This is a genomic window from Hassallia byssoidea VB512170, from assembly GCF_000817785.2.
Classification (GTDB): domain Bacteria; phylum Cyanobacteriota; class Cyanobacteriia; order Cyanobacteriales; family Nostocaceae; genus Hassallia; species Hassallia carrinoi.
This window is the reverse complement of the sequence record NZ_JTCM02000095.1, coordinates 1-25,892: the sequence shown is the minus strand read 5'-3', so window position 1 is coordinate 25,892 and position 25,892 is coordinate 1. Positions and strand designations below refer to the sequence as shown.

Here is a 25,892-nt window from a genome sequence, read left to right as displayed (position 1 = left end):
TTCCCCATCTCCCCCTGCTCCCCCTGCTCCCCCTGCTCCCCCTGCTCCCCCTGCTCCCCCTGCTCCCCCTGCTTCCCCTGCTCCCCCTGCTCCCCCTGCTCCCCCCTCTCCCCCTCCCCCACCTCCCGATCCCCACTCAGTATTTTGGGGAACAAATTGGACTCCGAACGTGATATTGGTATAACAGCAACTCAATCGTGCGATTCGTTAGATAGCAACTCCTGGAGAGCGTTGCTTTAGAAAAGGTGCTGTCTTTATAAGGGCAAACTGGTAGTGGCTAAGAGCAAAGAGCAATTAGCTATTGGCGATTAGCATTTTTGAGATTGAGTATCGCTGTCAAGTGCTGTGTTGAGCGTCAAAACATTTAAGGGGAAACATGTTAAAAAGATTAATTGGCATTATTTTGGCTACTGTTTTACTGACGTTTCAGTTTGTTGTCGGTAGCGCAACAGCCCTGGAACTAACTGCACAAACGCGGACGGTACCATTAAATGAGAGCGGTGATACCACTGTCCTCAGCCTTAAAGAAGTTAAAGAAGGCAAACGTTTATTTAACTACGCTTGTGCCCAATGTCACGCGGGTGGTGTTACCAAGACTAACCAAAACGTGGGACTTACACCGGAAGATTTAGCATTAGCTACACCAAACCGTAATAACATTGAAGGTTTGGTAGACTACATGAAAAATCCCACCACTTACGACGGTGAGGAGGAGATTTCGGAAATACACCCCAGCATCAAGAGTGCAGATATTTTCACAGAAATGAGAAATTTGACTGACGACGATTTAAAGGCGATCGCCGGTCACATTCTCCTGCAACCTAAAGTTGTTGGTCAGCAGTGGGGTGGTGGTAAAATCTATTACTAAACTCTTCACGCTCCTGCGCTCGTTATCGGTTTTGGGCGATCGACGTCTGAAAAAACCGCGATCGCTTTAACAATAAGTTGTTAAGTCTAGGGTTGAGGGACTGGGGAATATTAAAAGATGAAGGCGGAAATTTTTCTTACTTCATATTTCTTATTAATTCCTCATCCCTAATCCCTAGACTTAGTAATGAGAACGCTAACACTACAGTCTTAGGCAGAAGAATGCTTTCTTGGTTATTAGTTCGCTATATATCACTGCTTCTAGTAATTCTACTGATGAATTTCAGCCGTAGTTTACCCGCCCAAGCTGCTAATATTGACCCTTACATAGCCCGTTATTTGCATATCACTGAGCAAATTACCGTTGACTTAGATGGGCAAGGCAATACAAAAGAGTTTTCACCACAACAACTATCAGATGGCAAACAACTGTTTGCAAGTAATTGTATAAATTGCCACGTTGGTGGGGCAACTTTACCAGACCCGGAAGTGTCTCTGTCTCTGACAAAGCTTAAACAAGCTACTCCGCCGCGTGATAATATTAACGGTCTGGTTGCCTTTATGCGACAACCGATGACCTACGACGGTAGTGAAGAAACTTATTGGTGTCGTCAGCTAGCTCCTAGCGTGCTATCACAACAGCAGGTAGAAAATTTAGCTGCTTTCGTTTTGACAGCCGCAAAAAAAGCTCCTGGTTGGGGTACGGAAGTTTTTAGCAACTAAATCTATATCTAGATTTGGGGGGCATCATTCGGCTTTTACACCAGTACTATTGCTCAAAATTGAAAAAAAAATTTCATCTATGACAGATTGTCATATTTAACGTTCATTTGTATCTAAAATGAGAGAGGCAAGATAAAAGTGAATGTTTAGGAGAGAGTCATGAAATTGATTGCAGCTAGTTTGCGGCGTTTGGGTTTAGCTGTTTTAACAATTTGTTTAGTAGTGAGCAGCTTTGCTGTTTTCGCTCCCAGCGCTGCGGCTGAAACCTACACGGTTAAACTAGGCAGTGATAAAGGAATGCTGGCGTTTGAACCGAAAAAGTTGACTGTTAAACCAGGTGACACAATTGAATGGGTGAACAACAAGATGCCTCCCCATAATGTTGTCTTTGATAAAGCCAAAAATCCTGCTAAAAGCGCCGATCTAGCCAAAGGACTATCTCACAAGCAACTGCTGATGAGTCCTGGTCAAAAGCTAACAACCACCATCCCCGCAGACGCTCCTGCTGGTGATTACACATTCTACTGCGAACCTCACCGTGGCGCAGGCATGATTGGTAAACTCACTGTTGAAGGCTAAGAATAATGCTGTGGGCGCAAGATGATTCTTCTTGCTCCTGGGCAAAGTTCTCATTATGTATCCTTTAGCTACATTTTGTCAGACTAAGACGATGCATATCAAACGGTTCCGAGTCCTATCCTCATCTGGGATGCTAAACGCTACGTAGCGCTAATCGGGGATAAGCTTCGGAACCGTCAATTATATATAGTATTGTTAAGTCAACACCCTTCTAGGGTATCGTTATACAAACGCTCGCCCGCCTTGGCGGGCTATGATATTCTAGCCCGCCAAGGCGGGCTTTGTTCGTATAGACACAGGCTTATAGCCTGTAGGTTATGCAAAAAACGGTTTTTTAAGTTGCACCTTTCCCTGTTTGCAAGGAGAATTACTTGAGAATATTTTTATTAATTTTGCTATTAGCGATCGCTCTGGAATTTACATTCATTTATCCAGCATTAGCTGTCGATACATCTAACGGTGCCAAAATCTTCAATGCTAACTGCGCCTCTTGTCACATCGGTGGTGGTAACATTCTTATCGAGCAGAAAACTTTAAAAAAGGAAGCTTTGTCAAAGTACCTGGAAAATTATGATGTTGACTCTATTGCCGCAATTACTCACCAAGTTCAAAATGGTAAAAATGCGATGCCTGCTTTTAAGGATAAGTTAACTCCTCAAGAGATTATGGAAGTAGCCGCTTACGTTTCCCAACAAGCAGAACTTGGCTGGTAGATTACAGAATAAGGACTGGGAGGTTATTCCTAATCCCCCAATCCCTAATCTCAAATCACCAAATTTTATAAATAAGTACTTAGGAGTCTGAAGCCAGAAGCCAGAAGAAATCAAAGTTTTCTTGACTTCTAACTCCTAACTCCTAACTCCTAACTCCTAACTCCTAACTCCTGCTGCCCTTTTATTTTTCTTGATTAGAGGTTTCTCTTTGTTCCCTCAATTCGCGCAACTGCTGTAAGAGTTTTTGACTCGGTTTAGCAGTGGGGGAAGTCTGATTGCTGCTGATTTCGGGAGCAAATGATGGTTTCGCAGTTGCTTCAGGTGTGCTGGTGGGCAAAGGTTGACTATTCCTAATTCGCGCTCCTAATAATTGTTGTTTATTGACTTGCGCTATAGGTGAAGGTTGGACGCTAGCTTGCACCTCTGACAACTGCTGTCGATTCGGTTCCAATACAGGCAAAGTCTGATTTTTTCTGACTTGTGCTGATGATTGTGGTTTGTTGACTTGCGGTAGCAGCAAAGACTGTTTACCCCCGACTGGCAATTCTGGTAATGGTTTTTCGGGTGCTTGGGGTATAGTCAAAGGCTGTTTGCTGGTAATTCTTAATCCCGAAAGTGGTTTTTCAGTTGCTTGGGGTACTTTTGATGATGTTTGATTTACTGGGGATGCGGGCAAAAGTGGAGTCGTTTGAGAACTATTACCGGCATCATTTTTGGGCGACAAATTAGGCGACACACTAAATGTGTAATACTTGGGCTTGCCATTAGCCTGAGCCGGATTCTTTTGGAAATAGTCCCGCAAATATTCTCTAATAGCTGTTCTGCTTTCAGATGAAACTGAGTTATCCAAAAATTCTAGAGATTCAACGTTTTTGCCATCTGGATTAACTACCAAACCTACCTCAACTCGACGATCCAACCCTGCTTTATCAATCGCTAAGGAAATCGGTTGTTTCGTTTCTATATTGGGGTATTGCTGTTTGACTTTAACAAACTGTTCTGCCAAGGTAGTAGTTTTGTTAGTTAACTCTCGTGTAGCTGCTGATACCGTATAGTCTTTCTGAGTAGTTAATGGCAACTCAGGTAAGCTTACGCTTGACTGCTGCCATTGCGGTAGGTTTGCCGCTGCTAAGGTTAAATTATCTCCAGCTTTTGGAGTTTCTCCCACAGGAGTTATTAAATCTTGATTTGGAGTAGCAGTGTTCGGTACATCATTTTCCACCGGCATCGTTTGTGGAGTGCTGCTTGTTTCTATCGGTTGTCCTGATGGTATTGGTGTAGAAGGCAGTGTAGTCGGCACATCAGAAGAACTTACTACTGGAGGGGTGTTAGGTATTCCCTCAGGGATTTTATTATCCGCTTGTACTTGTGGCAACCTGCCTACTGACAGCGGTTGAGAAGAACTGGCAATTTTGATGTCATTGTTGTCAAAACGCGGAAATGATTGCGCGGTTCTTTTGCTTGCATTAAAGCCAGAGGTGTCGATTTGAAAATTTGCCTTTGTCTGAGGAATTATCCGCAACGACTGACCTTTAGGTACAGAGGCGATGGGATAATTATTAGCTGTTTTCGGGATGGGGGGCAATATCACCTGGCTAGAGCTAGACAAAGTTGGGGGCAAAGGTGCTAATTGAGTTGGCTGGGTGGCAAAGTTCGGTAAGGGAACTTGCGGCTTTAGGGCAACCTGAGATGTGCCGGGAATTTGTGGCAGACGGTTTTGATCGGCTTGGCTTAATTGAACGAGTCCGACGGGTTTGTTTGATGAGACTTGTGTGGTAGATTTGCTAGAGTCTACAGGCATCAAGGGCAAAATAAAAGCGATCGCACCATGAATGCCCACAGAGGCTATTGCCGCAATTCCAGCAGGCTGGCTTAATATATCTGGTATGTTTTTCAGCAGGGAGACGTAAGACATAGCTATTCTCGTTCACTCGGCTCAGTTGCGTTAAAAAAGTAATTTTCTCTTTACAGATACTGCATACAGATGCGTTCCACTACAAATAATAACTTTCTCTGCAAAAACTAAAAACAGAAATATTTCCCTTTTTTGCGCTTTTGGTTATCCTTTGCATCGACGCTAAAATATGCTGAAAGTTGCGTTTTTTGACTCTTCCGTGGAAATTTATTAGTTTTTATTATTGATTTTTTATCACCAGCGACAATTCAAGCTAAAAAATAGTGTGACTCTGAGTTTTGGCGATCGCTTTGGGCTAACATATACTATTAGTACTAGTCAATTCGCTTTTTCACTACTCAACTATTTTTCAGTCTACAACGTAGCTACAATAATAACTCTCAGCTATTATACACTCTTCCTTACTTTTATTCAAACTCTTAAACAGTTTTTTCAAATAGCTATTATGTCATTCCTGGTTTACCCTGCATGAATAAATAGCACTTCTTTACTACTGACAACGTTTGCAGTCAAAGCAATTCTTCGATGGTAAATAATTCCGGCTGATTCCCAAATTTCGGCGATAAATAGTATTAATTTACTCAAGCACTTACGTATAAGTAAGATATTTGGGTTTTGTCAAAAAATCCTTACTTTTATCTAAATTATCAAATGCCATTACCGACAGTTATTTTGCCAGGATATTTAGAAAGTGCGATCGCTTACCGTCAACTCGAACAATCTTTGCAACAGTCAGGTTTTCCCACCCTCACAGTACCGCTGCGACGGCGCGACTGGATACCGACTCTCGGCGGCAGACCTGTAACGCCTATTTTGCAGCAACTCGATCGCACCGTAAAGCAGATATTGCAACAATATAACGCTTCTCAAATTAACTTAATTGGTCATTCAGCCGGAGGTTGGATATCCCGGATTTACTTGGGAGAAAAGCCTTACTTAGGACGTGGTGAGGTGCAACCGTCTATTTATTGCGCTCACCCTTTAATTAATACTCTTGTTACCTTAGGCACACCTCATATTAGCCAAGAACGTTGGACGCGCTGGAATCTGGATTTTGTCAAAAATAACTACCCAGGAGCATTTTACAAAAACGTTCGTTATGTTTGTGTAGCCGGCAAAACTATCTTTGGGGTAAGACGAAGAGGTAGCTGGTTAGCTTACAGTAGCTACCAATTAACTTGTGGCAAAGGTAATACTTGGGGTGATGGTATCACGCCGATTGAAGCCGCTCATCTAGAAGGAGCCGAAAATATTGTGATTTCAGGTGTCAACCATTCCCCCAGAAGTCGAGGAATTTGGTATGGCTCTCCAGAACCATTAAAAGCTTGGATGCAATATTTAGCTTAATTTAGCTTAAATAATATTTACATCTACGCCTCAAGAGTTATCAAGTGTTAATAATTCTTAGTTAAACTGTAATAAAAATACATATAAAGCGAAGGAAAGAGGCGAAAGCTATGCAAAGCACCCGGTTTGATATAATTGGGCGGCGAATATCGACGTATTTATCGGTCGCAATTCTTACTCTGACCTTGATTAGCGCGACTACGGGAATTTTACTCTCTTTTTATTATCAACCAGCAGCTGGCGGCGCTTATGAGTCATTGAAAATGATTGACGCGCAAGTAACTTACGGCTGGTTATTTCATAAAGCGCATAATATTGCAGGTAACGCAGTAATTATTGTTGCCTTGATTCAAATTGTGGTGATGTTTTTAAGCAGACAATTTCGCAAGAGTTGGTTGACTGCTTGGATTAGCGGAATTTTGTTTACCTTGAGTGCGATCGGCTTAGATTGGACAGCAATGATCCTAGACTGGGATCAACTAGGATACTGGCGTTTTAGCATCGAACTACAAACAATTGAAGCAATTCCTTTCATAGGGCATCAATTACGAGATATTCTGACAGGCGGTGGAGCCATCAGCACCGTAACTATTGAGCATCTTTACGCCATACACAGTTACATAGTTTCCATTGCTGCGATACTTCTTGCTGTGGTGCATTTAGCTGGTGTATTGTGGCAAGAAAAACAAACACATCAAGAAATGCTGAACTCTGAATTAGGTAATTTACCACAGCAACCAGTCATTGGTAATGGGTAATTGGGCATTGGGCATTGGTAAAATTCCTCTTCCCCTGCCTCCCTTGTCCCCCCCTCCCCTCCTCTTCTTCAAGCACTGGGGGAATCACTAACGGAAAGTTCAGCTAACTTTGCTACAGGGACTTGTTCGACTTCTGGTAACTTTTCTAGAGATAGGGGGGTGGATTGACTAGCACCGGATAAGCGTTTTAAAAGATTGGATCTGGGGTCATGCAATAGATATATAATGCGATCGCCTGCTTGCCAATCAATAGCAGCTGGGATTATCTGTAGGCGATTTTCTCGTTCTACCAACAACGGTATCAAATCGCCAGTACGAATTTTTTCTTGAATGCGATTTTGTTGGCTGGAAAATTCCTCTTCATCAAGGGTAGTTGTCCCTAACTTCACTCGTCCACTATTGAGATACTCATTCCAAGTCTTAATTCCTAAGTCCTGGACAAAAGCCTGGTCAACTTTATTCTCTGCGGATGTGGATGCTTGCGGGTCGCGAGGAAAAACAGCTAAGACACGCGGGGGGTTAAACTCTTCCGCTGCACGTTGAGCTAAAACAAAATTTACCTCACCATTGTTAGTCATAGCTAAAAAAGTTCCCATCGAAGCCAGTCCCGCTTCTTCCAAAACTGCTGTATCTAGCGCACTGCTAGCAATCAACCGCAGGTTTTGTGCTTCCGCTTGTGCAAAACATTCGGGGTCAGTATCAATCATGACCACCGCTTCTCCCCGTTCTTGAAAAAATCGGGCAATCAAAAGACTTAGGGGATTACAGCCAACAACTACCAACCCAGTTGCTTCTTTAGAGGTGATTTGTAACCATTTGGCGATCATACCTGCTGTTAGCCCCTGACAGAATACTGTCATCAGAATTGTCAAGAAGACTAAAGCTTTAATCGCTTCACCACCGTTAACACCGCGTTGTGTGAGTGCGATCGCAAATAAAGAAGCCACTGAAGCAGAAACAATACCTCTAGGTGCAACCCAACTTAAAAACAATTTTTGCCGCCAGTTGAGGTCACTATTCCAGGTACAACAGAGAATGTTAATCGGGCGAACGATGAACATCAGTACCAAAACTGTAAATAAACTGCCCCAACCCAACGCCAGTACACTGGCAATAGACAAATCAGCCGCTAGCAAAATGAACAGCACCGAGACGCTAAGAATCGTCAATTGACCTTTAAAGCGGCGTAACAAACGTTCTTCTGGCACCGAGGAGTTGGCAAAAACTGCGCCGGCGATTACGGTTGTCATTACTCCCGACTCACTGCGGATCATCTGCGCTAAAGTAAACAGACTCCACAGCACCGCTAGCACCACCAAATTTTTTAGTTCTAATGAGAGAACATCGGCACGTTTGAAAATCAAACTCATCAAATAACCGCCGGCAGCACCAATCGCTGCACCGACCCCCAGACGCAACAGCAAACCGATAATGGCATCGATAGGGTCAGCATTGCTGTTCAAAATTGTATCCAGAACAACGAACGCGAGGATAGCTCCCACCGGATCAATTAAAACCCCTTCCCCTTCCAGCAGTGTTGCGACTTGTCGATCTACATTGATTTGTTTGAGCAACGGACCGACGACCGTTGGTCCTGTGACTACGATTATCGAAGCGTAGAGAAAGGCAATATTCCAGGGAAATTCACCCAACCAGTGAGCTGCCATGCTACCACCAAGCAAAGTGATGAGCGTTCCCAGAGTGACGAGCAATTGCAGACTAACGGAAACTTTGCCCAATTCGCGCAAATCTAAGTTGAGTCCACCTTCAAACAAAATTATTGCCGTTGCTAGGGCGACAATAACTTCCAATCCTGTGCCCAGTAAATGAGGGTGCAATAGCCCAATCGCATCCGAACCAAGGAGAATGCCAAACACCAATAACAAAACGATGCTGGGTAGCTTAAGATATGCAGCCAGCACTTGAGCGGTAATGCCTGCAAAGACGGCAATCACCATCTGTTGGGTGATTTCAAATGATGCTTCCATGTTGTAGATTTTGAGTGATATATTTCAAAATCTTTGTAAAGAATAGTTAATCTTAACTTTATCGGGCGCAATACCATACCCATTGTGACTTGCTAAATTCTCCAATGGTTTCATTAATGGTATTTGTTTATACGCTCTTTATTAATTATTCATGAAAAAGTGGCGATCGCTTTTTCTGCCAGTGTGCGTCTAGAAGTGAAAAAGGCGAATATACGGGAGCATTCAGCTTGTGATAAACCCATGATGACTAAGTTTTTGGAAATGACAAAAGAATTAAAACCAAATCATAACTGATAAAAGTACGATTTATTATTATAATTGGTGGCGATCGCATGACCCGACAACCGCACCAAAAGCTGTATGCACAGAAGAATTACTTTACCCGAAAAATCTGTTAGTGAAGGCATTGCTGGGTGAGTAGAGAATTTTTTCGCAAAAGGGTGTTGACATCATCACGAAAATTCGTTATTTTAATAAAAGTCTGGCAAGTGATGCCCCCATCGTCTAGAGGCCTAGGACACCTCCCTTTCACGGAGGTAACGGGGATTCGAATTCCCCTGGGGGTATTTTTGGTATAAGCAATAAATACTAAGTCAAAAGTTATCAAATGCTTTGTCTTTTGAGGCTTTGTTAAAGGCGATCGCGCTTGACGTACTATTTGAGAAATGCGTAGACGCAACCCGGTAAAGCAACGCGGTCATGTTTGTTACCACAGGCTACAGCAAGTGGCGTGGAAACCACGACACTCTCCTCAAGGCGGGGAACCCGCGCACAAAGGTGGCTCCCCTTCGCCCTTGGCGTCTCCCCTTGGGAGAAGACCGCGCTGCTTCTCCTGACAAAGACGCTACGCGAACACCACCGCGCTGGCTCCCCATGAGCGACTGCACCAAGCTTTATGGCTTGTCGTAGACATCGCTTTTTACTTTCTTCAGCAGTGCCGATCCCGCTTGACATCCTGGATCGTTTTCTCCAGATACCAACAGCTTGTTTTACCTGGGTGTAGTTTTTGCTGTTGGTCAAGTAAACGAAGGGCGATCGCACTGTCACCGTAAACTAAACCTAGTAGCTGCTTAAATTTGGTAGGGTCAATCGATATTTGGCTTGATTGTGGTATTTTCTTGCCAGTCCATTTCAGCGATTTTAAATCGGGTAGTGGTTGCTGTATTGGTTCCATGATAAATTAAGATTGAGTTAAAGCTACTCAATCCAATTTGCGCGATACTTCCGGTTTCAGTCATCCGTCAATATTCGGCATTTAATTTAAAGAAACTGTCAAGTTCTTTGGAGCCGTCAAGCTGGAAAGGTATCTATTTCCTAGTAAGCACTCTCCGTGCTTACTACGAATGTGAAATTATGCGCTAATTGCGTAAGCTATAATGTATAAAAAATAGAAAAGTTTATCAGATAGAAAGAATTGGATATCTTCCCCAGCCTTCGTGTTAGCAACTAAGTAGCTAACTCCTCTACACGCTGACGAATCGCTAGCAGATTTAACTGTAGGTCATTTTTTAACCGACGCTCAATCACTGTGACTGGCATAACAAGTTTAGGCCAAATATTGACTGTGTAGCAAAGATTAGTTCCCACATTTTCACCAACGCAGTAAGGTTCTAAATACCAGCTACCAGAGTAGTCTTTAAAATCTCCCTCTACCATTTGGAAATTAATTGCTTTGAGAAAGCATTCTTCCAAATCGAGAACTACACGCGCACAAAAGTTAAAATTTAATAAGCGCTGAGAGCCTACTTGCTCTAGCCGAATACCGCCGGTAGGATGCGCTAATCGACGACTTTTGGCAAGGTTAGGAATAAATTCAGCTAAAGCCTCGTAATCTGTCAGGACTTTCCAAACGTGTTCAACTGATTGGGGAATTTGGATTTTAGCAGTGATTTGTCGCTTTCGCTCTGCTATTTTCTCAATTTCGACTTCCACATCGGTTGTCAAATTCTCTTCTAGGTTGGTGTCGTCACTAGCATTCAAATCAAAGTCCTCTGTTGTATTGTGTTGCTCAGTCACTTTTAAATGGTTTGCTTTATTCAGAAAATTGGGGCAGAGTTAGGGTGAAGCAAATTCTGCTCAAGTTAGAGTTCTCAATTGGAGTACTCTCAACAGCGATCGCTCCATTCAAATGTTGCACTAAAGACTTGACTAAAGCAAGCCCCAAACCAGTACCAGGAGTCCATCGTCCTCCTCTACCGCGACGGAATCTGTCAAATATGTAAGTCGCATCTTCGTCAGAGATACCAAGTCCGGTGTTAGTTATTTTAATAATAACTTGATCGATTTGTTCTTCAACTTGATGATAGACTTGCAATTGAACCACAGAATCGCGTTCTGAGTATTTACTCGCATTCGTAAACAACTCTTGCAGAATGCGGTTAAAACTTTCTACTTCAGTTTGTAGAGTTAGTGATTCTGTAGGTAGATTCATCTTAATACTTAATCCCTTAAGAGCGAGTTTTTGCTCAAAAGATGTTGCTACATCTTGAATTTTTGTATTTAAATCGATGTTTTCATATTGTGGGCGTTCTTGATGAGAGTCTAACTTTTGAAGCGTCAACAAGTCATTAATCAAGTTGATTTCTTTAGTACACTCGCTTTCTAAGATATCCACATACTTAGCTTGACGCTCTGGTGCTATTCCTGGTAGACGTAAATTGCGGATTGACATCAGCATATTCGTCAGGGGGTAACGCAAGCGATCGCTCATGTTGCTCAAAAATTCATCTTTGAGTTCGTTAAGTTCCCGCAGCTGCTCAACATATTGCCGAGTTCTTTCGTGCAGTTTTGCCTGCAATTCTAGACTACTTTGTAGTTTTGCCGTGCGCTCGTCTACCAACATCTGTACTTGGCGCAGTGTCTGTGATTGAATTATGGCATTGCTCATTTGAGCGCAAATCATTTCCATGATATTTAATTCTGCAAAGTCCCAATTGCGAGGCACTGCTTGCTGAAGCACTAAAAATCCTATGACTTTGCCTTGATTTTCTAATGGTACTAATACCACCGCAGGCAATATATCCAAAGCAAACACCCCAGCAATTGAAATACTGTTTTGGTCTATATTTTCATTTATAATTACTGCTTTTCCTGATGTGAAGACGCGCTGGCATAAACCACACTCAGAAACAGAGAAAGACTTATCCAAAGTTTCTAGTTGAGTGGTGCTTTGACTTTGGTCTCTAGACCATTCAGCAACAACAGTTGCTTTTGCTTTGGGAATTTGTTTTTTAGGTTGAGTCCTAAATAGCGGATCAGTATATTTTAGCAGTATGAGCATACCGCGATCTGCTTGAAGACACTCTGCTGTCGAGGCGATCGCTAACTGAAGCATTTGATTTAACTCCAGGTTGCTGCGACTGAGTATTGTCAATTGCGTGATCAAGCTTTGATGCTGGGCGCTCTTAGCTATATATTTTTCTTGAGAAGCAATTACCTCTGCTTGTGCGACTTGGGAAAAAGCGATCGCGCAAGACGATTCTACCGCTTTTAGCAGTTGTTTTTCTGACTCACTCCAATCATAGGGATGAAACTGTATTAGACTTATCACCCCGTTATTTTTGCCCCCAAAGCGTGTGGGAATTGCCAAAACCGCTTTAATCGGTAACGGTAAATGTTGATATCCTGTTTCCAGACTATTTTTAATAGTCGAAATGTCCTCAATCGTTGGTTCACAAGCACATTCCACCTGTTCGGTTGAGAATATCTCATCTGGATGCGGCAAGCCTAAATACTCCGACGCACACCAATTAGCAGTAATTGCCCGATCAAATTTTTCACTTGTTACTGGAACTAAGCAGCAAGAATCAACTTGGAACACGGTTCCTAGCAGTTGGGCAATCTCTTGCAGCATCGTTGCTGGAGCCAAGCTCTTGGCGATGATTTGATGAATATGACGTGTCAACTGGTGTGATGGTTCTTCCTGATGCTGCATCAGCTTGACTGGGTATTGTTGTCGATCTACTTCATCTTGGCGCAGTAGTGGCGATGATAAAGTTTTTTTCATTCCTGGCACACTGTTTGATAATGACCCCATCCTCTTTTTACCCAACCTCCTGGCATTTCTTTTACTCAAAGTCGTTTCTTCTGCACCTGATGATTCGCTTATCTTCAAAGGTCGAAACTTTCTCTCACCTGTTATAGCCCCTTTCTATTTCAGATGACCAAATCACTGGTATATTAAATAAATGTATACTTACTTTCAGAAATACCAATTATAGAGTAAAACTCGGAAACCAGTTAATTTCTGCCTTTTATGTATTGAGTTAATTTACTAACTTTGATTTAGAATATCCTGTCTGTAAGTATACATAAACAGTAATTTCTCTAGAATTTAGGCAGAAACTACGTAAATCTCTTCCGGGTTAACACTGAGGCGTTTTCTCGCGCTTTGTAATATTTATTTCAACTTATGTTTATCTAACTGCGCGACTATTCTTTTTTAAAATTAAAAGTAGAATCTGATTCAAGGAAAACTGAGGCATAGTTTTTACGGGTTACTTAGGCAGATAGTAAAGAAGTTGTAAAGTTTTGCTCTTCAAAATTTTCTTGGGGACAATCATTTACCGATAGTGGTGGTGGTTGCCATCTGTTAAGTCTCCCCCAACGCGCTCCTTGCCACTACGAATAGAACAAAAAGTCCGCGATGGCGCTCTTAACCCGCGCATGCGGCAGGCTTTGGTACAGGCAACCTGAGAGTGGACTCACCATTTTTTTGTTAGCAATAGGAATGAGCGCACCCACTAAAGTCTTCTAGGGGCAATTCATGAATTGCCCCTACGTAAATTCAAGCTTTGACGACGACATGAGTGCGTAAGTCCTAACCAAATTGGTCACAAATATTTGGATTTTATGAAATTTATTTATTTTATTAATAAAAATTAATTATAGTATAGCCCAGTTACCAGCAAACAGACGTGAGTAACTGGGCTGTATTTACTTGAAACGAGAGTTATCCAACCAAGCTTTCGACACAAAGAGGAACCATATCGCCATTCCTCGTCAGTCCTAACAACATTGGTTGTTGGGGTTGAATTAATTGACCTGTGAGTACGCAGCGTTCTTCTTGTTGAGCTGTTGCGGCTATGCTGGCTCGAATATCAGATCGCGAAAATCGGGGTTTCCACTCACCTGATTTTTGCTGGACATAATTCCAGAGTATATCTCGGATCAATGCCTGATATCCCTGGCTGCCGGCTAATTCTTTGAGTTTATCTTTTAGTTCGCGCTCCAGACGGATGCTGGTAACTTCCATGTCGGTGGTTGGCGTGCGAGCGATCGTATGCATCACTTTTTCTCCTTATAGGTATGGACAGGATAGTAATACAAGTGTAGTATGTTTAAAGGAATGTTCAATAGGTGAAATTTTCTGTGAAATCCGTTTACCCCAACTCTACTTCTTCGCGTGCTGCCAACTGCCGATTCAGTTGGGAATCAGCCGCTGCGGGAGTGGAGTATTTATTTATGGGTGACGAAGTCCATAATCACGGGCAAATCACAGAGGGTAATCATGATTTTAGATATCAGAGAATTAGTGGGCTGAATATAGCACTAAAACCAAACCAAGCAAGCGGGAGGTACAGATACCAAGATGCTGTACCGATATAAGACCAGAACACTTTCCGGTCAATTTCCAACCCCCGCTTCACAAAAAAAAGAAGCGGGGGTTTTTTAATAAGGAGTCAAGCTGTGACGAGCGCAATGCAAGTGTTAGAGCAATCCGTGGTGGTTTTTTCGCAAAACTACTTGCCACTGTGTCGGGTAAATATCAAGCGGGCGATCGTGCTGTTAGTAACAAATAAAGCCGAACCGCTCGACTTTATCGCCGAAAACGGATGGCAAGTCCACTCACCCAGCTTGGTACTTTATGTACCAAAACACATTCGCTTGAAAATCGCTTCTAGTGAGCGCGTGTGGAAAGTTCCGCCAGTAAATCGACGGGAAGTGTTGCGACGAGATCATCATAGTTGCCAATATTGCGGTAGCAGCAAACATCTAACGCTGGATCATGTGATTCCGCGATCTAAAGGCGGTTTGCATAGTTGGGATAACGTAGTCACAGCTTGTGAAAAATGTAACTCCCGTAAAGGCGATCGCACTCTGTTTGAAACTGGTATGCAACTGCGTACCAAGCCAAAAGCACCAGTTCATCCGGCTATATCTTTCGCCGAACAGTTCTGGCGTTCGGAACAAGCAAACCTGGAATAACAGGAGAGCATAAGGAATGTTGAAATTAACTTACACTGAAAAAAGCTTTTACTTAGAGTGTCTAACTCAGTCTTTGGAGCAATGGGTGCAAGGGCGAGTGATTTTGGCACTGCGAGTTGGGCAATGTCTTTGCGTAGAACCGAGTACCGCTTCCTTTTTGCTTCCTGTTAATTTACCAGGAGTAGAAGCGCTAAAAGCTGAGGTGTTAAAAGCTGAGATAAAAGGCGATGACAAAGAAATCATGGCGTTGTCAGTTTGTGATGCCGAGTATTTAGAAGTTACTCTGCGGGGTTCTTGGATATCAAATGGTTCTGAGGATGCTGAGGGTGTGTTTGTCACAGCGATGAGCAATCGCACTGAGTTCTTTGTACACAAACTCTGGCAAGAAGCGCAAAAAAGCGCCTCCGTCGTGAGCGAATGAAATGACTTTTGAGGTGAGTAGAAATGCTCACCTTTTATAACTTCATTTGTAGTAAAGGTGTTACAAATCGTTAGCCTTGCTTTTAAAATCGGCGTTGCTGATTTGTTTGCCTTTTTATTTTTTTCAAGTATAAAAAAGTGCCGACAGCAATACTACAGACAGTTACAAAGTTGGTTTGCAGTCAAATCAGTGCGATCGCACTAAATATGTTTTGTCGTTTGAGATGATTGTCTATTAAGTTAAATTTCCAGAAATTCACGATTAGCACAAGTTGTAGTTTGATCGAACAAACAAGTTATTGAGTTAAAACCTAAGCACAGAAGCAGTTTTAGACAATTTCAAAAAAACTTTCCCAAACCCCTTGACATCCTTTGTAGTGCTTATGTAGTATATATGTAGTGAAGAAAAAGACAAACGAACCAAGGATTAAAAACTATGTTCTACATACAAGTAGTGCAAGCACAGGATAAACCACAGTCCCCAGCAAATAAAGCTCCTCCTTCTTGCAAATTATCTGAAGTAGAAGGAAGAAATCACAAAAGTTCTCATGCAAAAAACAAAACCACGGAATACATGCGTAATACACAACAGGTTTATTACTTAGAACGTCGGTTGTTTTGCTAACAGTTGAAAGTAATTTTTCTGAACCTTGAAAACTAAATATGAAATGGGCAAATTCACTAAAAATTTGTGCCTAAAAGCCTAAAGTTTAGGCACAGATTTCAAATATGGGGGTATAGCTCAACTGGTTAGAGCAGTCGCCTGTCGAGCGAAAGGCTACGAGTTCAAGTCTCGTTACTCCCGTGATAGTCCTGTAGGCGAATAGTTTAAGCCGTCAGTTTCTCATGCTGAAGATTGCGGGTGCAAATCCCGTCGGGACTTGCAAATGGCTGAGTAGCCAAGTGGTTGAAAGCGTCGGTCTGCAAAACCGATATCGTGAGTTCGATTCTCACCTCAGCCTTTGTGTCGCAGTGTAGCTTAATGCAAAGCCCCAAGCTCATACCTTGGCTGATGCGGGTGCAAATCCCGCCGCTGCTACTCATGCAGGGATGGTGTAACGGCAACACCGCGCTCTCCAAAAGCGTTGTTCTGGGTTCAAATCCTAGTCCCTGCGTTCTACTTTTTAAACTTGTACAAAGTAGATATGTGAAGTACCCTATCTTGCCTTCGGTTGAAGATGGGGCTTCCCCAAATCTAGCTAGCACAAGGACGGTTTTATTCGTCTTTTAGGCTTCCCGCTTCATCCGCCGATGCCTCTCCATACCCGTGTATGATTTGGTCTTACTCCGCGTCCACAGGCAGACACCCGCCTCCCGCAGGTGTATATCTTTCTTGTACAACACAGTTTGGTGTTCATCTTATGGCAATAGCCTGCCAGTGACCGTGTTCTTTCCCCAAGCTCTGCTCTTTGGAGTCACAAGCGTCCTACCGCTACTTTGGGTTATCTGTTCCGAGACAGTTGGGCGGGTCAACGACCATGAATAGTATACCACGTAGATCAGTGCAATTTTGAACAATGCGTGGAAATTGTTCGGACATCCATAAAGGATGTATCTCACAATTCCCCGGCGTGATGCACCCCACCGCTCCCGTCGGACTCTTGAATTTCGCAGAATTCGTTAAATATGGTGCCGTGGGCAAATGGTTAAGCCACCAGGCTTTCAATCTGGGGATTGCGGGTTCGAGTCCCGTCGGCACTGTGATTCTTTGGGTCGGCTCGCCTATTGGTGCGGGCAGCGCTCTGTAAAAGCGTCCTTTATTGGTTGCAGGTTCAATTCCTGCCCGACCCACTGAGGAGAAGTGGCTGAGTGGCTGAAAGCACTCCTCTGCTAAGGGAGAGCGGTTTAACGACCGTCGCAGGTTCAAATCCTGTCTTCTCCGTTTTGATCGCGTGGTGTAACTGGATAACATCTGAGTCTACGAAACTCAAGAGTGAAGGTTCGATTCCTTCCGCGATCGCCTTACATGGGAGAGATGAAGTAGTGGCTGATTAGTGTTGAATTAAACCAGTCCACTAGATAAAACTTATCTCTCCTTCTATATCCCCCGGTAGCTCAGTTGGTAGTAGCGTCTGTCTGAAGAATAGAAGGTCGTCGGTTCGATTCCGACCTGGGGGGCTTCGTTGCCCCATAGCTCAATGGTAGAGCGAGCGGCTGTTAACCGCGAGGTTGTAGGTTCGAGTCCTACTGGGGCAGCCATTTATCTCATTGCCGGGTGGACAAATTGGTAAAGTCGCATCGCTCTCTCTCGATGAGATTACAGATACCCTTCCCTTCGGGACGCTCCGCGAACGGGAAGCAAGCTACAAATCCTGTCCCGGCAAGCATTTTCTTGAGTCGAATTAGCAATATATGTTAAGTTTACTTTAATTGCCATAAAAATTCAGTTTCTTAAGGTTAAGTCATGGCACGCCGAAGCATACTTTCAAACAAATCTAAGATAGAGGAAGCTGTGAAACGTTGTTCCTCTGTAAAGGAATGTCTTCAATATTTAGGACTTCGGGCGGCTGGAGGCAACTACAAACACTTCTATCATTGGTGTGAAAAACATGGTATTGTTCCGCCTAGAGGAGACAATACGGTTGGATTTAGCAGATATTCTGAACGGGGAAAAATTCCATTAGAAAAGATTTTAATTGTAGGTTCTTCTTATAACAGATTAGGACTTAAGCGTAGGTTAATTGAAGAATCATTGCTGGAGAAAAAATGTTATGAATGTGGTATTTCATCAGAATGGAATGGCAAACCTCTATGTTTACAATTAGACCATATCAACGGTATTGGAAACGACAACAGGCTGGAAAATTTACGTTTGCTTTGCCCTAACTGTCATAGCCAAACAGAAACTTTTGCTGGTAGACGAAGAAGTTATTCCAAAATTGACAGGTATTCCTGTTCGCAATGCTATGTAACAATAACTAAGTTTTCGACATTGGGATTGTGTAGAAAATGCGCCTCCATACGATTTAATTTTAAAAATAGAAAGGTTGAACGACCTTCTAAAAAAGAATTAGAGACATTAATTTGGTCAAAGCCTACGACTTTAATTGCAAAAGATTTTAATGTAAGTGATAAAGCTGTAGAAAAATGGTGTAAAGCTTATGGAATTCAAAAACCACCCCGAGGGTATTGGACTAAACAAAATCATTCTCAAAGTATCTATGTCTAATAAAAGCTAAAGTTGAGAAATTTTTATTGGGGAGTCGCCTAACTGGTATGGCACCGCTCTTTGACAGCGGAACAATATAGGTTCAAGCCCTATCTCCCCAGTTCTGCTTTCATAAAGCAGCTAAATTATGCTCCTGTAGCCCAATTGGAAGAGGCAGCAGGTTTAAGCCCTGCGTAGTACTGGTTCAAATCCAGTCAGGAGCATGAACGGGATGTGGCGCAACTTGGTAGCGCGGCGGCTTTGGGAGCCGAAGGTCGCAGGTTCAAATCCTGCCATCCCGATATGCCCCTGTAGCCCAATTGGAAGAGGTGCTTCGCTTAGAACGAAGAGGATACTGGTTCAAGTCCAGTCAGGGGTATTGGTGATATTGCGGGGATGGAGCAACAGTGGCTCGTCAGGCTCATAACCTGAACATCAGTAGGTGCAATTCCTGCCCCCGCCACCAACTCAAGCAAAAAAAGTGTGCTGGTGTAGCTCAATTTGGCAGAGCAACCGCCTTGTAAGCGGTAGGTTGCAGGTTCAATTCCTGTCACCAGCCCCAGAATCTCGCCACTTGCGTGCGGCTATGCCAAATTTGTATAGTCGATTGAGGAGTGTAATATGGCTGTAATAACTGTTACTGATGCTTTGGCAGAATTGACGCTGCTGCAAAAGCGCATCGAATCTACGAGAGCGGCTTTAGAAAATGGTACTTTAATAACTGTTGTCGAAGTTGGCAAAGTTCCTACTGGCTTTAAATCTAGAGAGGAATACGAAGTCAATGCTAAGGCTCTTGTGCAAAGAGTTCAAGCATTGCTTGACAGAAGACGAGCGATTAAAAGAGCGATCGTAGTTTCTAATGCTTCTACTCGCGTGACAGTTGCAGGAGAGGAGATGACAGTTGCAGAAGCGATTGAAATGAAAAATTTCATCGACTATTACGAGGCAATTCTCGATACCATGCAGTCAGCTTACACTCAAACTCGCAATCAATACGAGAAAGCGCAGGCGAAAATTAAAGAAAGACTGGATAAACTCGCTTTAGAAGTTCTGGGAAAGAATGAAGCTGTAAATTCTGACCAATATCAGTCTTTGGTTGATAGCTTTATGGCAAGAGAAGGTGTGGAATTGTTAGATCCGACTAATATCTCTAAGGAAATTGAAAGACGAACGATATTTATTGAAGAGTTCAAATCGACATGCGATCGCGTACTTTCTATCAGCAACGCCACGACAACTGTAGAAATCCCAGATTAGAATAATGTTTGCTGGTCACTCGAAAATCTCTGAATTTATGGATTGCTATAGAAGCAACGGACTAATAAGCCGTTACATTCCCAACTTTAAAGCTCAAAGGTTAACGCTCATCGCTTAAACCTTAACGCTCAAAGTTTAACTTGTTAAAGTTCGAACTTTAGACTTTAAAGTTCGATGAAATCCAGGATGACGGTTTTAGGTTCCATAAAGCCTTGAGGTTTCCACCTGGCTGAGTGGTCAGCATTTTAAAGCTTTTTCAACAATGCGGATATGGTGCAATGGTTAGCATCTGAGTCTTCCAAACTCGCGATACGGGTTCGAGTCCCGTTGTCCGCTTTAATAGTCCTGTAGCTCCAACAGTAAAGTATTTGCATACTGAAGAGCAAGTGGTTGCAAGTTCGATTCTTGTCAGGACTATTAATTTTATGGGGTCATAGCTCAATTGGCTAGAGCGCCTGCCTTGCAAGCAGGAGGTTAGGAGTTCGATTCTCCTTGATTCCACTGATGGTGTCTGAAGCCAAAGTGGTCGCGGCGCTAGTTTGTGGAACTAGTTATAGCGGGTTCGAGTCCCGTCAGACACCCCTTAAGGAAGATGCCGCTGAATGGTCGGCAACTGCAAAGCGAAAACCAGGGTACAGGCAACTGTAGGGGTTCGATTCCTCCATCTTCCTTTATCCACCTGAAGCCGAGAAGCGAGGCGCTGTGCTGATAACACAGAGTTAGGAGGGGCAGTATCTCCCAGGTGGATTTGGGATCGTCGTCTAATGGATAAGGCTTTCGGCTTCTACCCGAATTATTGGGGGTTCAAGTCCCTCCGATCCCGTTATCCCTTGTCTGCCGGATGCAGATTTGTCTCTCCTAAAGACGAGTAGCCAGGTTCAACTCCTGGGCAAGGGGCTAAATAGACAAACGTCGTGTCCTGCGTCGTAGGGACAATTCATGAATTGTCCCTACAAACAACTTCGGGCAACGCATGATTGTTTTTCGGAGATGTCTAATGATTTTGGAAGGTGCTGCTGTGTGTACGGCAACTAATTTGGAATACCAGAGTACAGCTTGTGCTGTAGAGGTTCGATTCCTGCATCTTCCGTTTGTTATGGGGATATAGCTCAGTTGGTTAGAGCAGGTGACTCTTAATCTCAAGGTCGTAGGTTCAAATCCTACTATCCCCATTTATGGGTGGTTGGCATAACGGCTGTGCAGCTGGCTTTTAACCAGCATCAAATAGGTTCGACTCCTATACCACCCATTTTTAATTAATAGAATTTAATTTGATTTTTGGTATTAAATTCTAGATTAGAGAAAATACTTTAACTAAAATTTTTCTGATGGTTACAATTAAATTATCTGTCTCTAAACGAAAAATGATAAAGATGCGATCGCACTTATTAAATCTCTTAAATATCTGTTATACTGTTGACAATTAATTACTTTATGACTATAAATAAATAAAGTAATTAATCCATGAAACTTAATATCATCTCATTTATAGTAAACAGCCCAAAAGAGAATTAAGTTTATCTATCTAGAGAGTGATTCTGTTAGGAATATAAACAAATATAATTTCAGTCTAGGGGTCGATTCAAGTGTTAGGGTTCTAGAAGTATAAAAAAATAAGCGAACCTTGAAAGAAGAATCTATTATGTGACCCGCAATACTTTTATAAAAAAGTCACGGTTGATTTGCTTGTTTCCCCTTACTTAGCCGATGCGGAACATACAGCCCCTCTCTTCACAAGGTTTGTAGAGCAAGAACGTAAAGATAGAAGTACAGCTTGATAATTTGATTGCTCAAATTGATAAGCTATAGGTACAGGCTTCTCTATAATATTAAAAGTTCTGCTTTAGTGCTGTTATCGAGGATTTAAAATGAAAATAATTGGTTTTGTTTCGTCTCTAGTACGTCCCGTGCGCTTTCTAGTTGTTGCTTTTACCTGTGCCTTACTACTTTTAACTAACGCTTTTCCGGCTTTGGCGATCGGTACTACTAAAAGCGACCCAACAGAAGCTACAGATCAGCTAAATCAAATTCAGCGCAAAACTGATGAATTATCTACACAAGAGCCTCCCGGACTCGATGTGTATCAAAAAAATACAAGCGGCGGAGGACTTAACGAGATTCAGGGAAAAGCTGACGTTAATAAAATGAATCGTCCTGAGAATTCACAAAATGCTACAACTGTGGAAGATAAAATTAATAAATTTCTGGATAAGGTGAAAGGTAAAGACTAAGTAGGCTTAGATCCTTCACAATCTGAACATCTTTGCTGAAAGTAGGTTTTGGTGTTTTCCATTGTAGACATCTTGATTGCTGAGTGTAGTCAAGGTGTCTATTATTATTTGCTCTCGGAAAATTTAGTTTGTGTATTAAGTTACTTTAAGTAATGAGAGATAATTATTGTTAAAGAAATAATTATCAGTATTTACCAAGTGTTAAATTATTTACAAATATATAATTATTCCTTTGAGAATCTATTTGGCTTTGATAATACTTCCTTAGGTTGATGTTGCTTGGGGGTAAATTGGTGAACCTAGAAAGAGAGTTAGCCTAGAGATTGAAAATTATGCGTAAGTTAAACATTGGTTTGACAGAAGAACAGCGTCAAGGTGTAATCAACCTGTTGAATCAAGATTTGGCAGATGCCTATTTACTCTTAGTGAAAACGAAGAAGTTTCACTGGGATGTCGTCGGACCTCAGTTCCGTAGTTTGCACCAGCTTTGGGAAGAACAATACACAGCATTAACTGAAAGTATCGATTCAGTAGCTGAACGGGTTCGTGCTTTGGGTGGTTATCCTATTGGGACTATGGAAGGATTTCTGAAGGTTGCTTCACTCAAAGAGCAACCCAATAACATCCCCTTAGCAACTGAGATGGTGGCTCATTTGGTAAACGACCATGAGCAGGTCATTCGCAATTTACGCGACCATGTAGATCAGTCTAGCGAAAAGTTCCATGATGAGGGAACTGCTGACTTCTTAACTGGATTGATGGAAGCTCATGAAGAAATGGCTTGGATGCTGCGCTCGTTTATCGAAGGGGAATCACTGCAATCAGATGGTAATCAGCAAGCATCTGGTGGAATCAAAACACCTGTAGGTGTGTAAGCGCAAGTAGATATAGCGTAATCGATAATGTCTGATTAGAAGATGGCAGATGCGTGGAAGAGAAAATATTCCCGCATCTGCATTCTCAGTTTTATTAATACAAAAGCAAGATATAAGGTGCATCAAAATTAGTGAAGCATATTCGGTAGAGACGTTCCATTGGAACGTCTGTACAAGAGGTGCTTTCGTTGCGTTCGTATTTAATGCTAGGGTGATTTATAGCTGGCAACTCGCAGAGTTAACTGACCTTTGCGAGGGTCAGTGCTAAATACAAAAGCTCCTTCTTCTTTTTCATTACTGGATAAAAAATCAATCTGTTGTTCTCCGGTTTCTGCAACTTCATTGTTAATTTTTAATTCAGCGATAATTTGCACTGATTCGGCTGTTTCTCCACCGTTATTAATGATTTCAAAGGGGACATAGAATTGTCCATTTACCTCGCGAATTTTCTCTTTGTTAGTTACAGAAACAATGGGGGGTTCATGCTTATCGTTCACCCAGGTGTAACATACCAGACCGACAATTACTGTGAGGATTAATGTTGCGATGCTAAATGTAACCCATTCAGCAAGCGATCGCTTTGGTCGTTGTTCTGTTTGATTCATATCGCTAACCTTCCAGCTGCACCGCCAATTGTTGCAGGTAAACCAAGCAGCAAAGCATGATCTAACCACATTGTCCAAGGATCGCTAAATGTCAACTTTTGAAAGAACCACAACATAAAAGCACCTGCTACCAGCGACACTAAATAAGACATAATAGTTTCACCTAACGGGCGTTGGAAAATTCCTTGTTGCTGTCTGCGCTTTTGTTGATCTGAAAAACCCGCTTCAAATACGATTCCATAAGAAATCAGCAAAGATGCAGCAATAATTGATAAAAGCCAGAATGGTGAAACTGCCGCTGCTAACATGGGAATTTCATCTGTTGGAGCGATATTAAAAGCAATTACGGTTGCACCAATCAGGGTTGCACTAATATCGGCAAGAGTCGCTTGTAACTCATCTGGGTTTTTCTGCTTGTCGGCTTTGTTTGCCTCACCATTTTGTTGTGTATTGGCGTTACGGCTATCACCTAAAAAATGGTTCGCTAATGCTACCCCTAATGAAAATGGTACACTTTCAAAAATGATTTTACCTACAGCTTCTTTGAGGGCGGTTTCTGGTGTAATTTCTCGCAATAATAACAGCACAAAAGCAGAACAAACTATGCCGATCGCCATCGCTTCTATAGTATCAAATGCTGCGTCATAAGCTTGTGCTGTATGTCTGCGTTTGCGAAAGCCTTCAGTTTGATTGAGCCAGAAAACCACAATAAATGTCAGTGCGATCGCTACCATCATCATTCTTGGTTTTGCTAGCGAACCAATCCACCAAACTTCCATCGTGTAAAGCAAGGGAATGCCAAACAAAAATCCTCCACACGCACCCCTAATTATGTTATTAAATTCACTTGTCCATATATTTTTCCGCTTAATTGCCACGTCTAGACTTTCCTTAAATATTTTTATTTGCTGAAATCAGAATTTTATGACATTTCTTACTTGCATTTATCCATAAAAGGCGGTGTTTTTATAAAAAATCTATCTCAAGTCCAGTTATCAAATAAATCATATATTGATAAGGTAGATTATTAGGTTACAAAATAATAATTAAAAGAGGTGAAAAATATGAGTGCTGAAAATAGAATCAAGGCAACTGCTAAAAATATTGAAGGTAAGGTTCAAGAAGCTTTTGGTGAATTGACTGGCAATCCAGAAGACAAGGCTGAGGGCAAAGTAAAGCAAGCTGAGGCTCAAGTTATTCACACCGCTGAAAACATAAAAGATGAATTTAAAAAATCTTTACAATAATCAGGGTTATCCAGATTAGATATTAGGCTGCATATACCTAAAGAGTAGTTGGCTTTTTTCAAATAAAGATTAGGGTGTATCTACAATTTTCTCGCATTTGAGAATTTAAATATTCAAGTAATGTAAATCACGGGCATTGCATAACCGTGGAATGAATCGTAGCGTAGAGACGTTCCGCGCCTTACATCTGTACAATATGTTCAATTTTTGACGTATAATGCAAAATCACGCATTCATAGGCTGGAAAGTTAGCGCTATTAATATTTACCCGGATATATAACTAAATACTCCACTGGCGTTAAGCAAGTGGAGTATTTTTATATACTTGAAATAGTAATGAGTTAGTTCCTAATAAATTGGCTCTAACTACAATTCTTATTGCCATTCAACTAGACACTGGTACGTCCAGCAATTAATCCCCAAAGGAAAATAGCAATCATAGCACCAATCACAGCAACAATTAGACCAGGAATACTGAGACTAGCGGCAGCAAATTGTAGTTTTCCTGTCTCTAAGATGGTAACTATGGTTCCCCCAACAAAAGCGCCAATTATACCTAAAATCATTGTTGTGAGAATACCACCGCCTTGACGACCTGGGTAAATAGCTTTAGCGATCGCTCCGGCTATAAGACCGAGAATAATCCAAGCAATAATGTTCATTTTCTAGTCCATCAAGAATCTTGCTATTACTTTATCAATTAGTTATGAACTTATTCTTCTATCGTAAGAGATAACTAATAAATGTTAAGAAAACTAAAGTGTTTTGATGTTTTGTAGATACTCAGATGGTACATTATCTACTAACCAAACATTATTATCAGAACAGTAAAACTCGTAACCTGCCTGATACATTGCCCTAGTATTCACAGCAAAAACTATTGCCAAATGGGAAAATGTAGCATGATCTACTGTTTGGGTTCCAAAAAATCAGACAAAACCGGACAGCCATATAGCTGAAATAGTCGTGGAGTTTTGAGGATCTTTAATACAAGGCTGTCCGGTAATGTCGG

At 42.0% G+C, this 25,892-nt stretch carries 26 protein-coding genes and 25 tRNA genes; 42 read left to right on the top strand and 9 right to left on the bottom strand.

The features are described from left to right. From PI95_RS36245 to petJ, 5 genes are all read left to right on the top strand, one after another. Nucleotides 1–184: hypothetical protein (locus PI95_RS36245; RefSeq protein WP_236117210.1), on the top strand; the 184-nt coding region annotated here is incomplete at its 5' end. Nucleotides 185–376: 192 nt separating this feature from the next. Further along, on the top strand, nucleotides 377–868 hold the full coding sequence (gene psbV, locus PI95_RS27310) for a photosystem II cytochrome c-550 (RefSeq protein ID WP_039747462.1): 492 nt from the start codon (nucleotides 377–379) through the stop codon (nucleotides 866–868). A 221-nt stretch (nucleotides 869–1,089) separates the two neighbouring features. Continuing rightward, complete coding sequence (gene psbV2 / locus PI95_RS27305) at nucleotides 1,090–1,590, top strand: photosystem II cytochrome PsbV2 (protein WP_039747463.1); 501 nt, start codon at nucleotides 1,090–1,092, stop codon at nucleotides 1,588–1,590. A gap of 159 nt (nucleotides 1,591–1,749) precedes the next feature. After that, nucleotides 1,750–2,169, top strand: a complete 420-nt coding sequence (gene petE, locus PI95_RS27300) for a plastocyanin (protein WP_039747464.1) — start codon at nucleotides 1,750–1,752, stop codon at nucleotides 2,167–2,169. 371 nt (nucleotides 2,170–2,540) lie between these two features. Next, the gene (petJ, locus tag PI95_RS27295; protein ID WP_039747465.1) at nucleotides 2,541–2,882 is read left to right on the top strand and encodes a cytochrome c6 PetJ; all 342 of its coding nucleotides are present in this window, start codon (nucleotides 2,541–2,543) and stop codon (nucleotides 2,880–2,882) included. A 181-nt stretch (nucleotides 2,883–3,063) separates the two neighbouring features. Here petJ and PI95_RS27290 read toward each other — a convergent pair whose 3' ends face one another. Continuing rightward, nucleotides 3,064–4,797, bottom strand: a complete 1,734-nt coding sequence (locus PI95_RS27290) for a hypothetical protein (RefSeq protein ID WP_039747466.1) — start codon at nucleotides 4,795–4,797, stop codon at nucleotides 3,064–3,066. Nucleotides 4,798–5,448: 651 nt separating this feature from the next. Here PI95_RS27290 and PI95_RS27285 point away from each other — a divergent pair. Next, nucleotides 5,449–6,144 carry an esterase/lipase family protein gene (locus tag PI95_RS27285; RefSeq protein WP_039747467.1) on the top strand — a complete coding sequence of 232 codons (696 nt, stop codon included), beginning with the start codon at nucleotides 5,449–5,451 and terminating at the stop codon, nucleotides 6,142–6,144. 110 nt (nucleotides 6,145–6,254) lie between these two features. After that, nucleotides 6,255–6,902 (top strand): cytochrome b N-terminal domain-containing protein, encoded by a 648-nt coding sequence (locus PI95_RS27280; RefSeq protein WP_039747468.1) that lies wholly within the window; start codon nucleotides 6,255–6,257, stop codon nucleotides 6,900–6,902. Between the two features lie 68 nt (nucleotides 6,903–6,970). Here PI95_RS27280 and PI95_RS27275 read toward each other — a convergent pair whose 3' ends face one another. Further along, nucleotides 6,971–8,890: a cation:proton antiporter gene (locus tag PI95_RS27275; protein WP_039747469.1), complete on the bottom strand. Its 1,920-nt coding sequence runs from the start codon at nucleotides 8,888–8,890 to the stop codon at nucleotides 6,971–6,973. Nucleotides 8,891–9,013: 123 nt separating this feature from the next. On the opposite strand from PI95_RS27275, the gene PI95_RS27270 reads away from it, so the two are divergent. The 3 genes from PI95_RS27270 (at nucleotide 9,014) to PI95_RS27260 (ending at nucleotide 9,799) form a co-directional block, all read left to right on the top strand. Next, a complete protein-coding gene (locus PI95_RS27270) occupies nucleotides 9,014–9,184 on the top strand; it encodes a hypothetical protein (protein ID WP_163519236.1) in 171 nt (56 codons plus the stop codon). A gap of 199 nt (nucleotides 9,185–9,383) precedes the next feature. Next, nucleotides 9,384–9,456: transfer RNA gene (locus PI95_RS27265), tRNA-Glu, on the top strand. A gap of 133 nt (nucleotides 9,457–9,589) precedes the next feature. Then, nucleotides 9,590–9,799, top strand: a complete 210-nt coding sequence (locus tag PI95_RS27260; protein WP_039747470.1) for a hypothetical protein — start codon at nucleotides 9,590–9,592, stop codon at nucleotides 9,797–9,799. A gap of 19 nt (nucleotides 9,800–9,818) precedes the next feature. Here PI95_RS27260 and PI95_RS27255 read toward each other — a convergent pair whose 3' ends face one another. The 4 genes from PI95_RS27255 to PI95_RS27240 form a co-directional block, all read right to left on the bottom strand. After that, the gene (locus PI95_RS27255; RefSeq protein ID WP_163519235.1) at nucleotides 9,819–10,064 is read right to left on the bottom strand and encodes a hypothetical protein; all 246 of its coding nucleotides are present in this window, start codon (nucleotides 10,062–10,064) and stop codon (nucleotides 9,819–9,821) included. A gap of 272 nt (nucleotides 10,065–10,336) precedes the next feature. Further along, nucleotides 10,337–10,906, bottom strand: coding sequence for an SRPBCC family protein (locus PI95_RS27250; protein ID WP_039747471.1), 570 nt, complete (start codon nucleotides 10,904–10,906; stop codon nucleotides 10,337–10,339). A 16-nt stretch (nucleotides 10,907–10,922) separates the two neighbouring features. Continuing rightward, nucleotides 10,923–12,896 (bottom strand): GAF domain-containing sensor histidine kinase, encoded by a 1,974-nt coding sequence (locus PI95_RS27245; RefSeq protein WP_039747620.1) that lies wholly within the window; start codon nucleotides 12,894–12,896, stop codon nucleotides 10,923–10,925. 945 nt (nucleotides 12,897–13,841) lie between these two features. Further along, entirely contained in the window at nucleotides 13,842–14,177 is a 336-nt protein-coding gene (locus PI95_RS27240; protein WP_039747472.1) for a ribbon-helix-helix domain-containing protein, read from the bottom strand. Nucleotides 14,178–14,260: 83 nt separating this feature from the next. On the opposite strand from PI95_RS27240, the gene PI95_RS27235 reads away from it, so the two are divergent. From PI95_RS27235 to PI95_RS27085, 31 genes are all read left to right on the top strand, one after another. Next, complete coding sequence (locus PI95_RS27235) at nucleotides 14,261–14,497, top strand: hypothetical protein (protein ID WP_201280627.1); 237 nt, start codon at nucleotides 14,261–14,263, stop codon at nucleotides 14,495–14,497. Nucleotides 14,498–14,578: 81 nt separating this feature from the next. Further along, complete coding sequence (locus PI95_RS27230) at nucleotides 14,579–15,097, top strand: HNH endonuclease (protein ID WP_039747473.1); 519 nt, start codon at nucleotides 14,579–14,581, stop codon at nucleotides 15,095–15,097. A 16-nt stretch (nucleotides 15,098–15,113) separates the two neighbouring features. Beyond that, on the top strand, nucleotides 15,114–15,518 hold the full coding sequence (locus PI95_RS27225; protein ID WP_039747474.1) for an alr0857 family protein: 405 nt from the start codon (nucleotides 15,114–15,116) through the stop codon (nucleotides 15,516–15,518). Between the two features lie 730 nt (nucleotides 15,519–16,248). After that, nucleotides 16,249–16,322, top strand: a tRNA-Asp gene (locus PI95_RS27220). 4 nt (nucleotides 16,323–16,326) lie between these two features. Then, a tRNA-Glu gene (locus tag PI95_RS27215) sits at nucleotides 16,327–16,400 on the top strand. A gap of 6 nt (nucleotides 16,401–16,406) precedes the next feature. Continuing rightward, nucleotides 16,407–16,479 (top strand) — tRNA-Cys (locus PI95_RS27210). Nucleotides 16,480–16,485: 6 nt separating this feature from the next. Then, nucleotides 16,486–16,556: transfer RNA gene (locus PI95_RS27205), tRNA-Met, on the top strand. Nucleotides 16,557–16,561: 5 nt separating this feature from the next. Then, nucleotides 16,562–16,632 (top strand) — tRNA-Trp (locus PI95_RS27200). A 513-nt stretch (nucleotides 16,633–17,145) separates the two neighbouring features. Next, nucleotides 17,146–17,218 (top strand) — tRNA-Glu (locus tag PI95_RS27195). Nucleotides 17,219–17,227: 9 nt separating this feature from the next. Continuing rightward, nucleotides 17,228–17,308 (top strand) — tRNA-Tyr (locus PI95_RS27190). Between the two features lie 4 nt (nucleotides 17,309–17,312). Beyond that, nucleotides 17,313–17,399: transfer RNA gene (locus PI95_RS27185), tRNA-Ser, on the top strand. Between the two features lie 4 nt (nucleotides 17,400–17,403). Then, nucleotides 17,404–17,477 (top strand) — tRNA-Arg (locus tag PI95_RS27180). A gap of 84 nt (nucleotides 17,478–17,561) precedes the next feature. After that, a tRNA-Phe gene (locus PI95_RS27175) sits at nucleotides 17,562–17,635 on the top strand. Between the two features lie 6 nt (nucleotides 17,636–17,641). After that, a tRNA-Asn gene (locus PI95_RS27170) sits at nucleotides 17,642–17,716 on the top strand. Nucleotides 17,717–17,921: 205 nt separating this feature from the next. Then, complete coding sequence (locus tag PI95_RS27165; protein ID WP_039747476.1) at nucleotides 17,922–18,686, top strand: HNH endonuclease signature motif containing protein; 765 nt, start codon at nucleotides 17,922–17,924, stop codon at nucleotides 18,684–18,686. 27 nt (nucleotides 18,687–18,713) lie between these two features. Next, a tRNA-Gln gene (locus PI95_RS27160) sits at nucleotides 18,714–18,787 on the top strand. A gap of 28 nt (nucleotides 18,788–18,815) precedes the next feature. Then, nucleotides 18,816–18,889: transfer RNA gene (locus PI95_RS27155), tRNA-Leu, on the top strand. Nucleotides 18,890–18,893: 4 nt separating this feature from the next. Beyond that, nucleotides 18,894–18,967, top strand: a tRNA-Pro gene (locus PI95_RS27150). A gap of 3 nt (nucleotides 18,968–18,970) precedes the next feature. Next, a tRNA-Leu gene (locus PI95_RS27145) sits at nucleotides 18,971–19,044 on the top strand. An 11-nt stretch (nucleotides 19,045–19,055) separates the two neighbouring features. Continuing rightward, a tRNA-Met gene (locus PI95_RS27140) sits at nucleotides 19,056–19,131 on the top strand. Nucleotides 19,132–19,150: 19 nt separating this feature from the next. Continuing rightward, nucleotides 19,151–19,227, top strand: a tRNA-Thr gene (locus tag PI95_RS27135). Between the two features lie 59 nt (nucleotides 19,228–19,286). Next, entirely contained in the window at nucleotides 19,287–19,922 is a 636-nt protein-coding gene (locus PI95_RS27130) for a hypothetical protein (RefSeq protein ID WP_039747477.1), read from the top strand. A gap of 264 nt (nucleotides 19,923–20,186) precedes the next feature. Continuing rightward, nucleotides 20,187–20,258, top strand: a tRNA-Gly gene (locus tag PI95_RS27125). Between the two features lie 5 nt (nucleotides 20,259–20,263). After that, a tRNA-OTHER gene (locus PI95_RS27120) sits at nucleotides 20,264–20,339 on the top strand. A 10-nt stretch (nucleotides 20,340–20,349) separates the two neighbouring features. After that, nucleotides 20,350–20,423 (top strand) — tRNA-Ala (locus PI95_RS27115). 6 nt (nucleotides 20,424–20,429) lie between these two features. Then, a tRNA-His gene (locus PI95_RS27110) sits at nucleotides 20,430–20,503 on the top strand. Nucleotides 20,504–20,672: 169 nt separating this feature from the next. Next, a tRNA-Arg gene (locus tag PI95_RS27105) sits at nucleotides 20,673–20,745 on the top strand. A gap of 275 nt (nucleotides 20,746–21,020) precedes the next feature. Beyond that, nucleotides 21,021–21,094, top strand: a tRNA-Lys gene (locus tag PI95_RS27100). Between the two features lie 5 nt (nucleotides 21,095–21,099). Beyond that, nucleotides 21,100–21,171, top strand: a tRNA-Lys gene (locus PI95_RS27095). Nucleotides 21,172–21,790: 619 nt separating this feature from the next. Further along, nucleotides 21,791–22,153, top strand: a complete 363-nt coding sequence (locus tag PI95_RS27090; RefSeq protein ID WP_039747478.1) for a hypothetical protein — start codon at nucleotides 21,791–21,793, stop codon at nucleotides 22,151–22,153. A gap of 332 nt (nucleotides 22,154–22,485) precedes the next feature. After that, nucleotides 22,486–23,028 carry a Dps family protein gene (locus PI95_RS27085; RefSeq protein WP_039747479.1) on the top strand — a complete coding sequence of 181 codons (543 nt, stop codon included), beginning with the start codon at nucleotides 22,486–22,488 and terminating at the stop codon, nucleotides 23,026–23,028. A gap of 206 nt (nucleotides 23,029–23,234) precedes the next feature. On the opposite strand, the gene PI95_RS27080 is transcribed toward PI95_RS27085, so the two are convergent. Continuing rightward, entirely contained in the window at nucleotides 23,235–23,633 is a 399-nt protein-coding gene (locus PI95_RS27080) for a TIGR02588 family protein (protein ID WP_039747480.1), read from the bottom strand. Then, entirely contained in the window at nucleotides 23,630–24,511 is an 882-nt protein-coding gene (locus PI95_RS27075) for a TIGR02587 family membrane protein (protein WP_163519233.1), read from the bottom strand. The genes PI95_RS27080 and PI95_RS27075 overlap by 4 nt, the downstream gene beginning before the upstream one ends. Before the next feature lie 186 nt (nucleotides 24,512–24,697). On the opposite strand from PI95_RS27075, the gene PI95_RS27070 reads away from it, so the two are divergent. Next, the gene (locus tag PI95_RS27070) at nucleotides 24,698–24,880 is read left to right on the top strand and encodes a CsbD family protein (protein ID WP_039747482.1); all 183 of its coding nucleotides are present in this window, start codon (nucleotides 24,698–24,700) and stop codon (nucleotides 24,878–24,880) included. Between the two features lie 389 nt (nucleotides 24,881–25,269). Here PI95_RS27070 and PI95_RS27065 read toward each other — a convergent pair whose 3' ends face one another. Next, a complete protein-coding gene (locus PI95_RS27065) occupies nucleotides 25,270–25,542 on the bottom strand; it encodes a GlsB/YeaQ/YmgE family stress response membrane protein (RefSeq protein WP_039747483.1) in 273 nt (90 codons plus the stop codon). Between the last annotated feature and the right edge of the window lie 350 nt (nucleotides 25,543–25,892).

Coding starts and splice junctions, on each gene's coding strand:
- psbV (WP_039747462.1), top strand. CDS start 377: ATGTTAAAAAGATTAATTGGCATTATTTTGGCTACTGTTTTACTGACG.
- psbV2 (WP_039747463.1), top strand. CDS start 1,090: ATGCTTTCTTGGTTATTAGTTCGCTATATATCACTGCTTCTAGTAATT.
- petE (WP_039747464.1), top strand. CDS start 1,750: ATGAAATTGATTGCAGCTAGTTTGCGGCGTTTGGGTTTAGCTGTTTTA.
- PI95_RS27290 (WP_039747466.1), bottom strand. CDS start 4,797: ATGTCTTACGTCTCCCTGCTGAAAAACATACCAGATATATTAAGCCAG.
- PI95_RS27285 (WP_039747467.1), top strand. CDS start 5,449: ATGCCATTACCGACAGTTATTTTGCCAGGATATTTAGAAAGTGCGATC.
- PI95_RS27280 (WP_039747468.1), top strand. CDS start 6,255: ATGCAAAGCACCCGGTTTGATATAATTGGGCGGCGAATATCGACGTAT.
- PI95_RS27275 (WP_039747469.1), bottom strand. CDS start 8,890: ATGGAAGCATCATTTGAAATCACCCAACAGATGGTGATTGCCGTCTTT.
- PI95_RS27260 (WP_039747470.1), top strand. CDS start 9,590: ATGTTTGTTACCACAGGCTACAGCAAGTGGCGTGGAAACCACGACACT.
- PI95_RS27255 (WP_163519235.1), bottom strand. CDS start 10,064: ATGGAACCAATACAGCAACCACTACCCGATTTAAAATCGCTGAAATGG.
- PI95_RS27245 (WP_039747620.1), bottom strand. CDS start 12,896: ATGAAAAAAACTTTATCATCGCCACTACTGCGCCAAGATGAAGTAGAT.
- PI95_RS27240 (WP_039747472.1), bottom strand. CDS start 14,177: ATGCATACGATCGCTCGCACGCCAACCACCGACATGGAAGTTACCAGC.
- PI95_RS27225 (WP_039747474.1), top strand. CDS start 15,114: ATGTTGAAATTAACTTACACTGAAAAAAGCTTTTACTTAGAGTGTCTA.
- PI95_RS27165 (WP_039747476.1), top strand. CDS start 17,922: ATGGCACGCCGAAGCATACTTTCAAACAAATCTAAGATAGAGGAAGCT.
- PI95_RS27130 (WP_039747477.1), top strand. CDS start 19,287: ATGGCTGTAATAACTGTTACTGATGCTTTGGCAGAATTGACGCTGCTG.
- PI95_RS27090 (WP_039747478.1), top strand. CDS start 21,791: ATGAAAATAATTGGTTTTGTTTCGTCTCTAGTACGTCCCGTGCGCTTT.
- PI95_RS27085 (WP_039747479.1), top strand. CDS start 22,486: ATGCGTAAGTTAAACATTGGTTTGACAGAAGAACAGCGTCAAGGTGTA.
- PI95_RS27080 (WP_039747480.1), bottom strand. CDS start 23,633: ATGAATCAAACAGAACAACGACCAAAGCGATCGCTTGCTGAATGGGTT.
- PI95_RS27070 (WP_039747482.1), top strand. CDS start 24,698: ATGAGTGCTGAAAATAGAATCAAGGCAACTGCTAAAAATATTGAAGGT.
- PI95_RS27065 (WP_039747483.1), bottom strand. CDS start 25,542: ATGAACATTATTGCTTGGATTATTCTCGGTCTTATAGCCGGAGCGATC.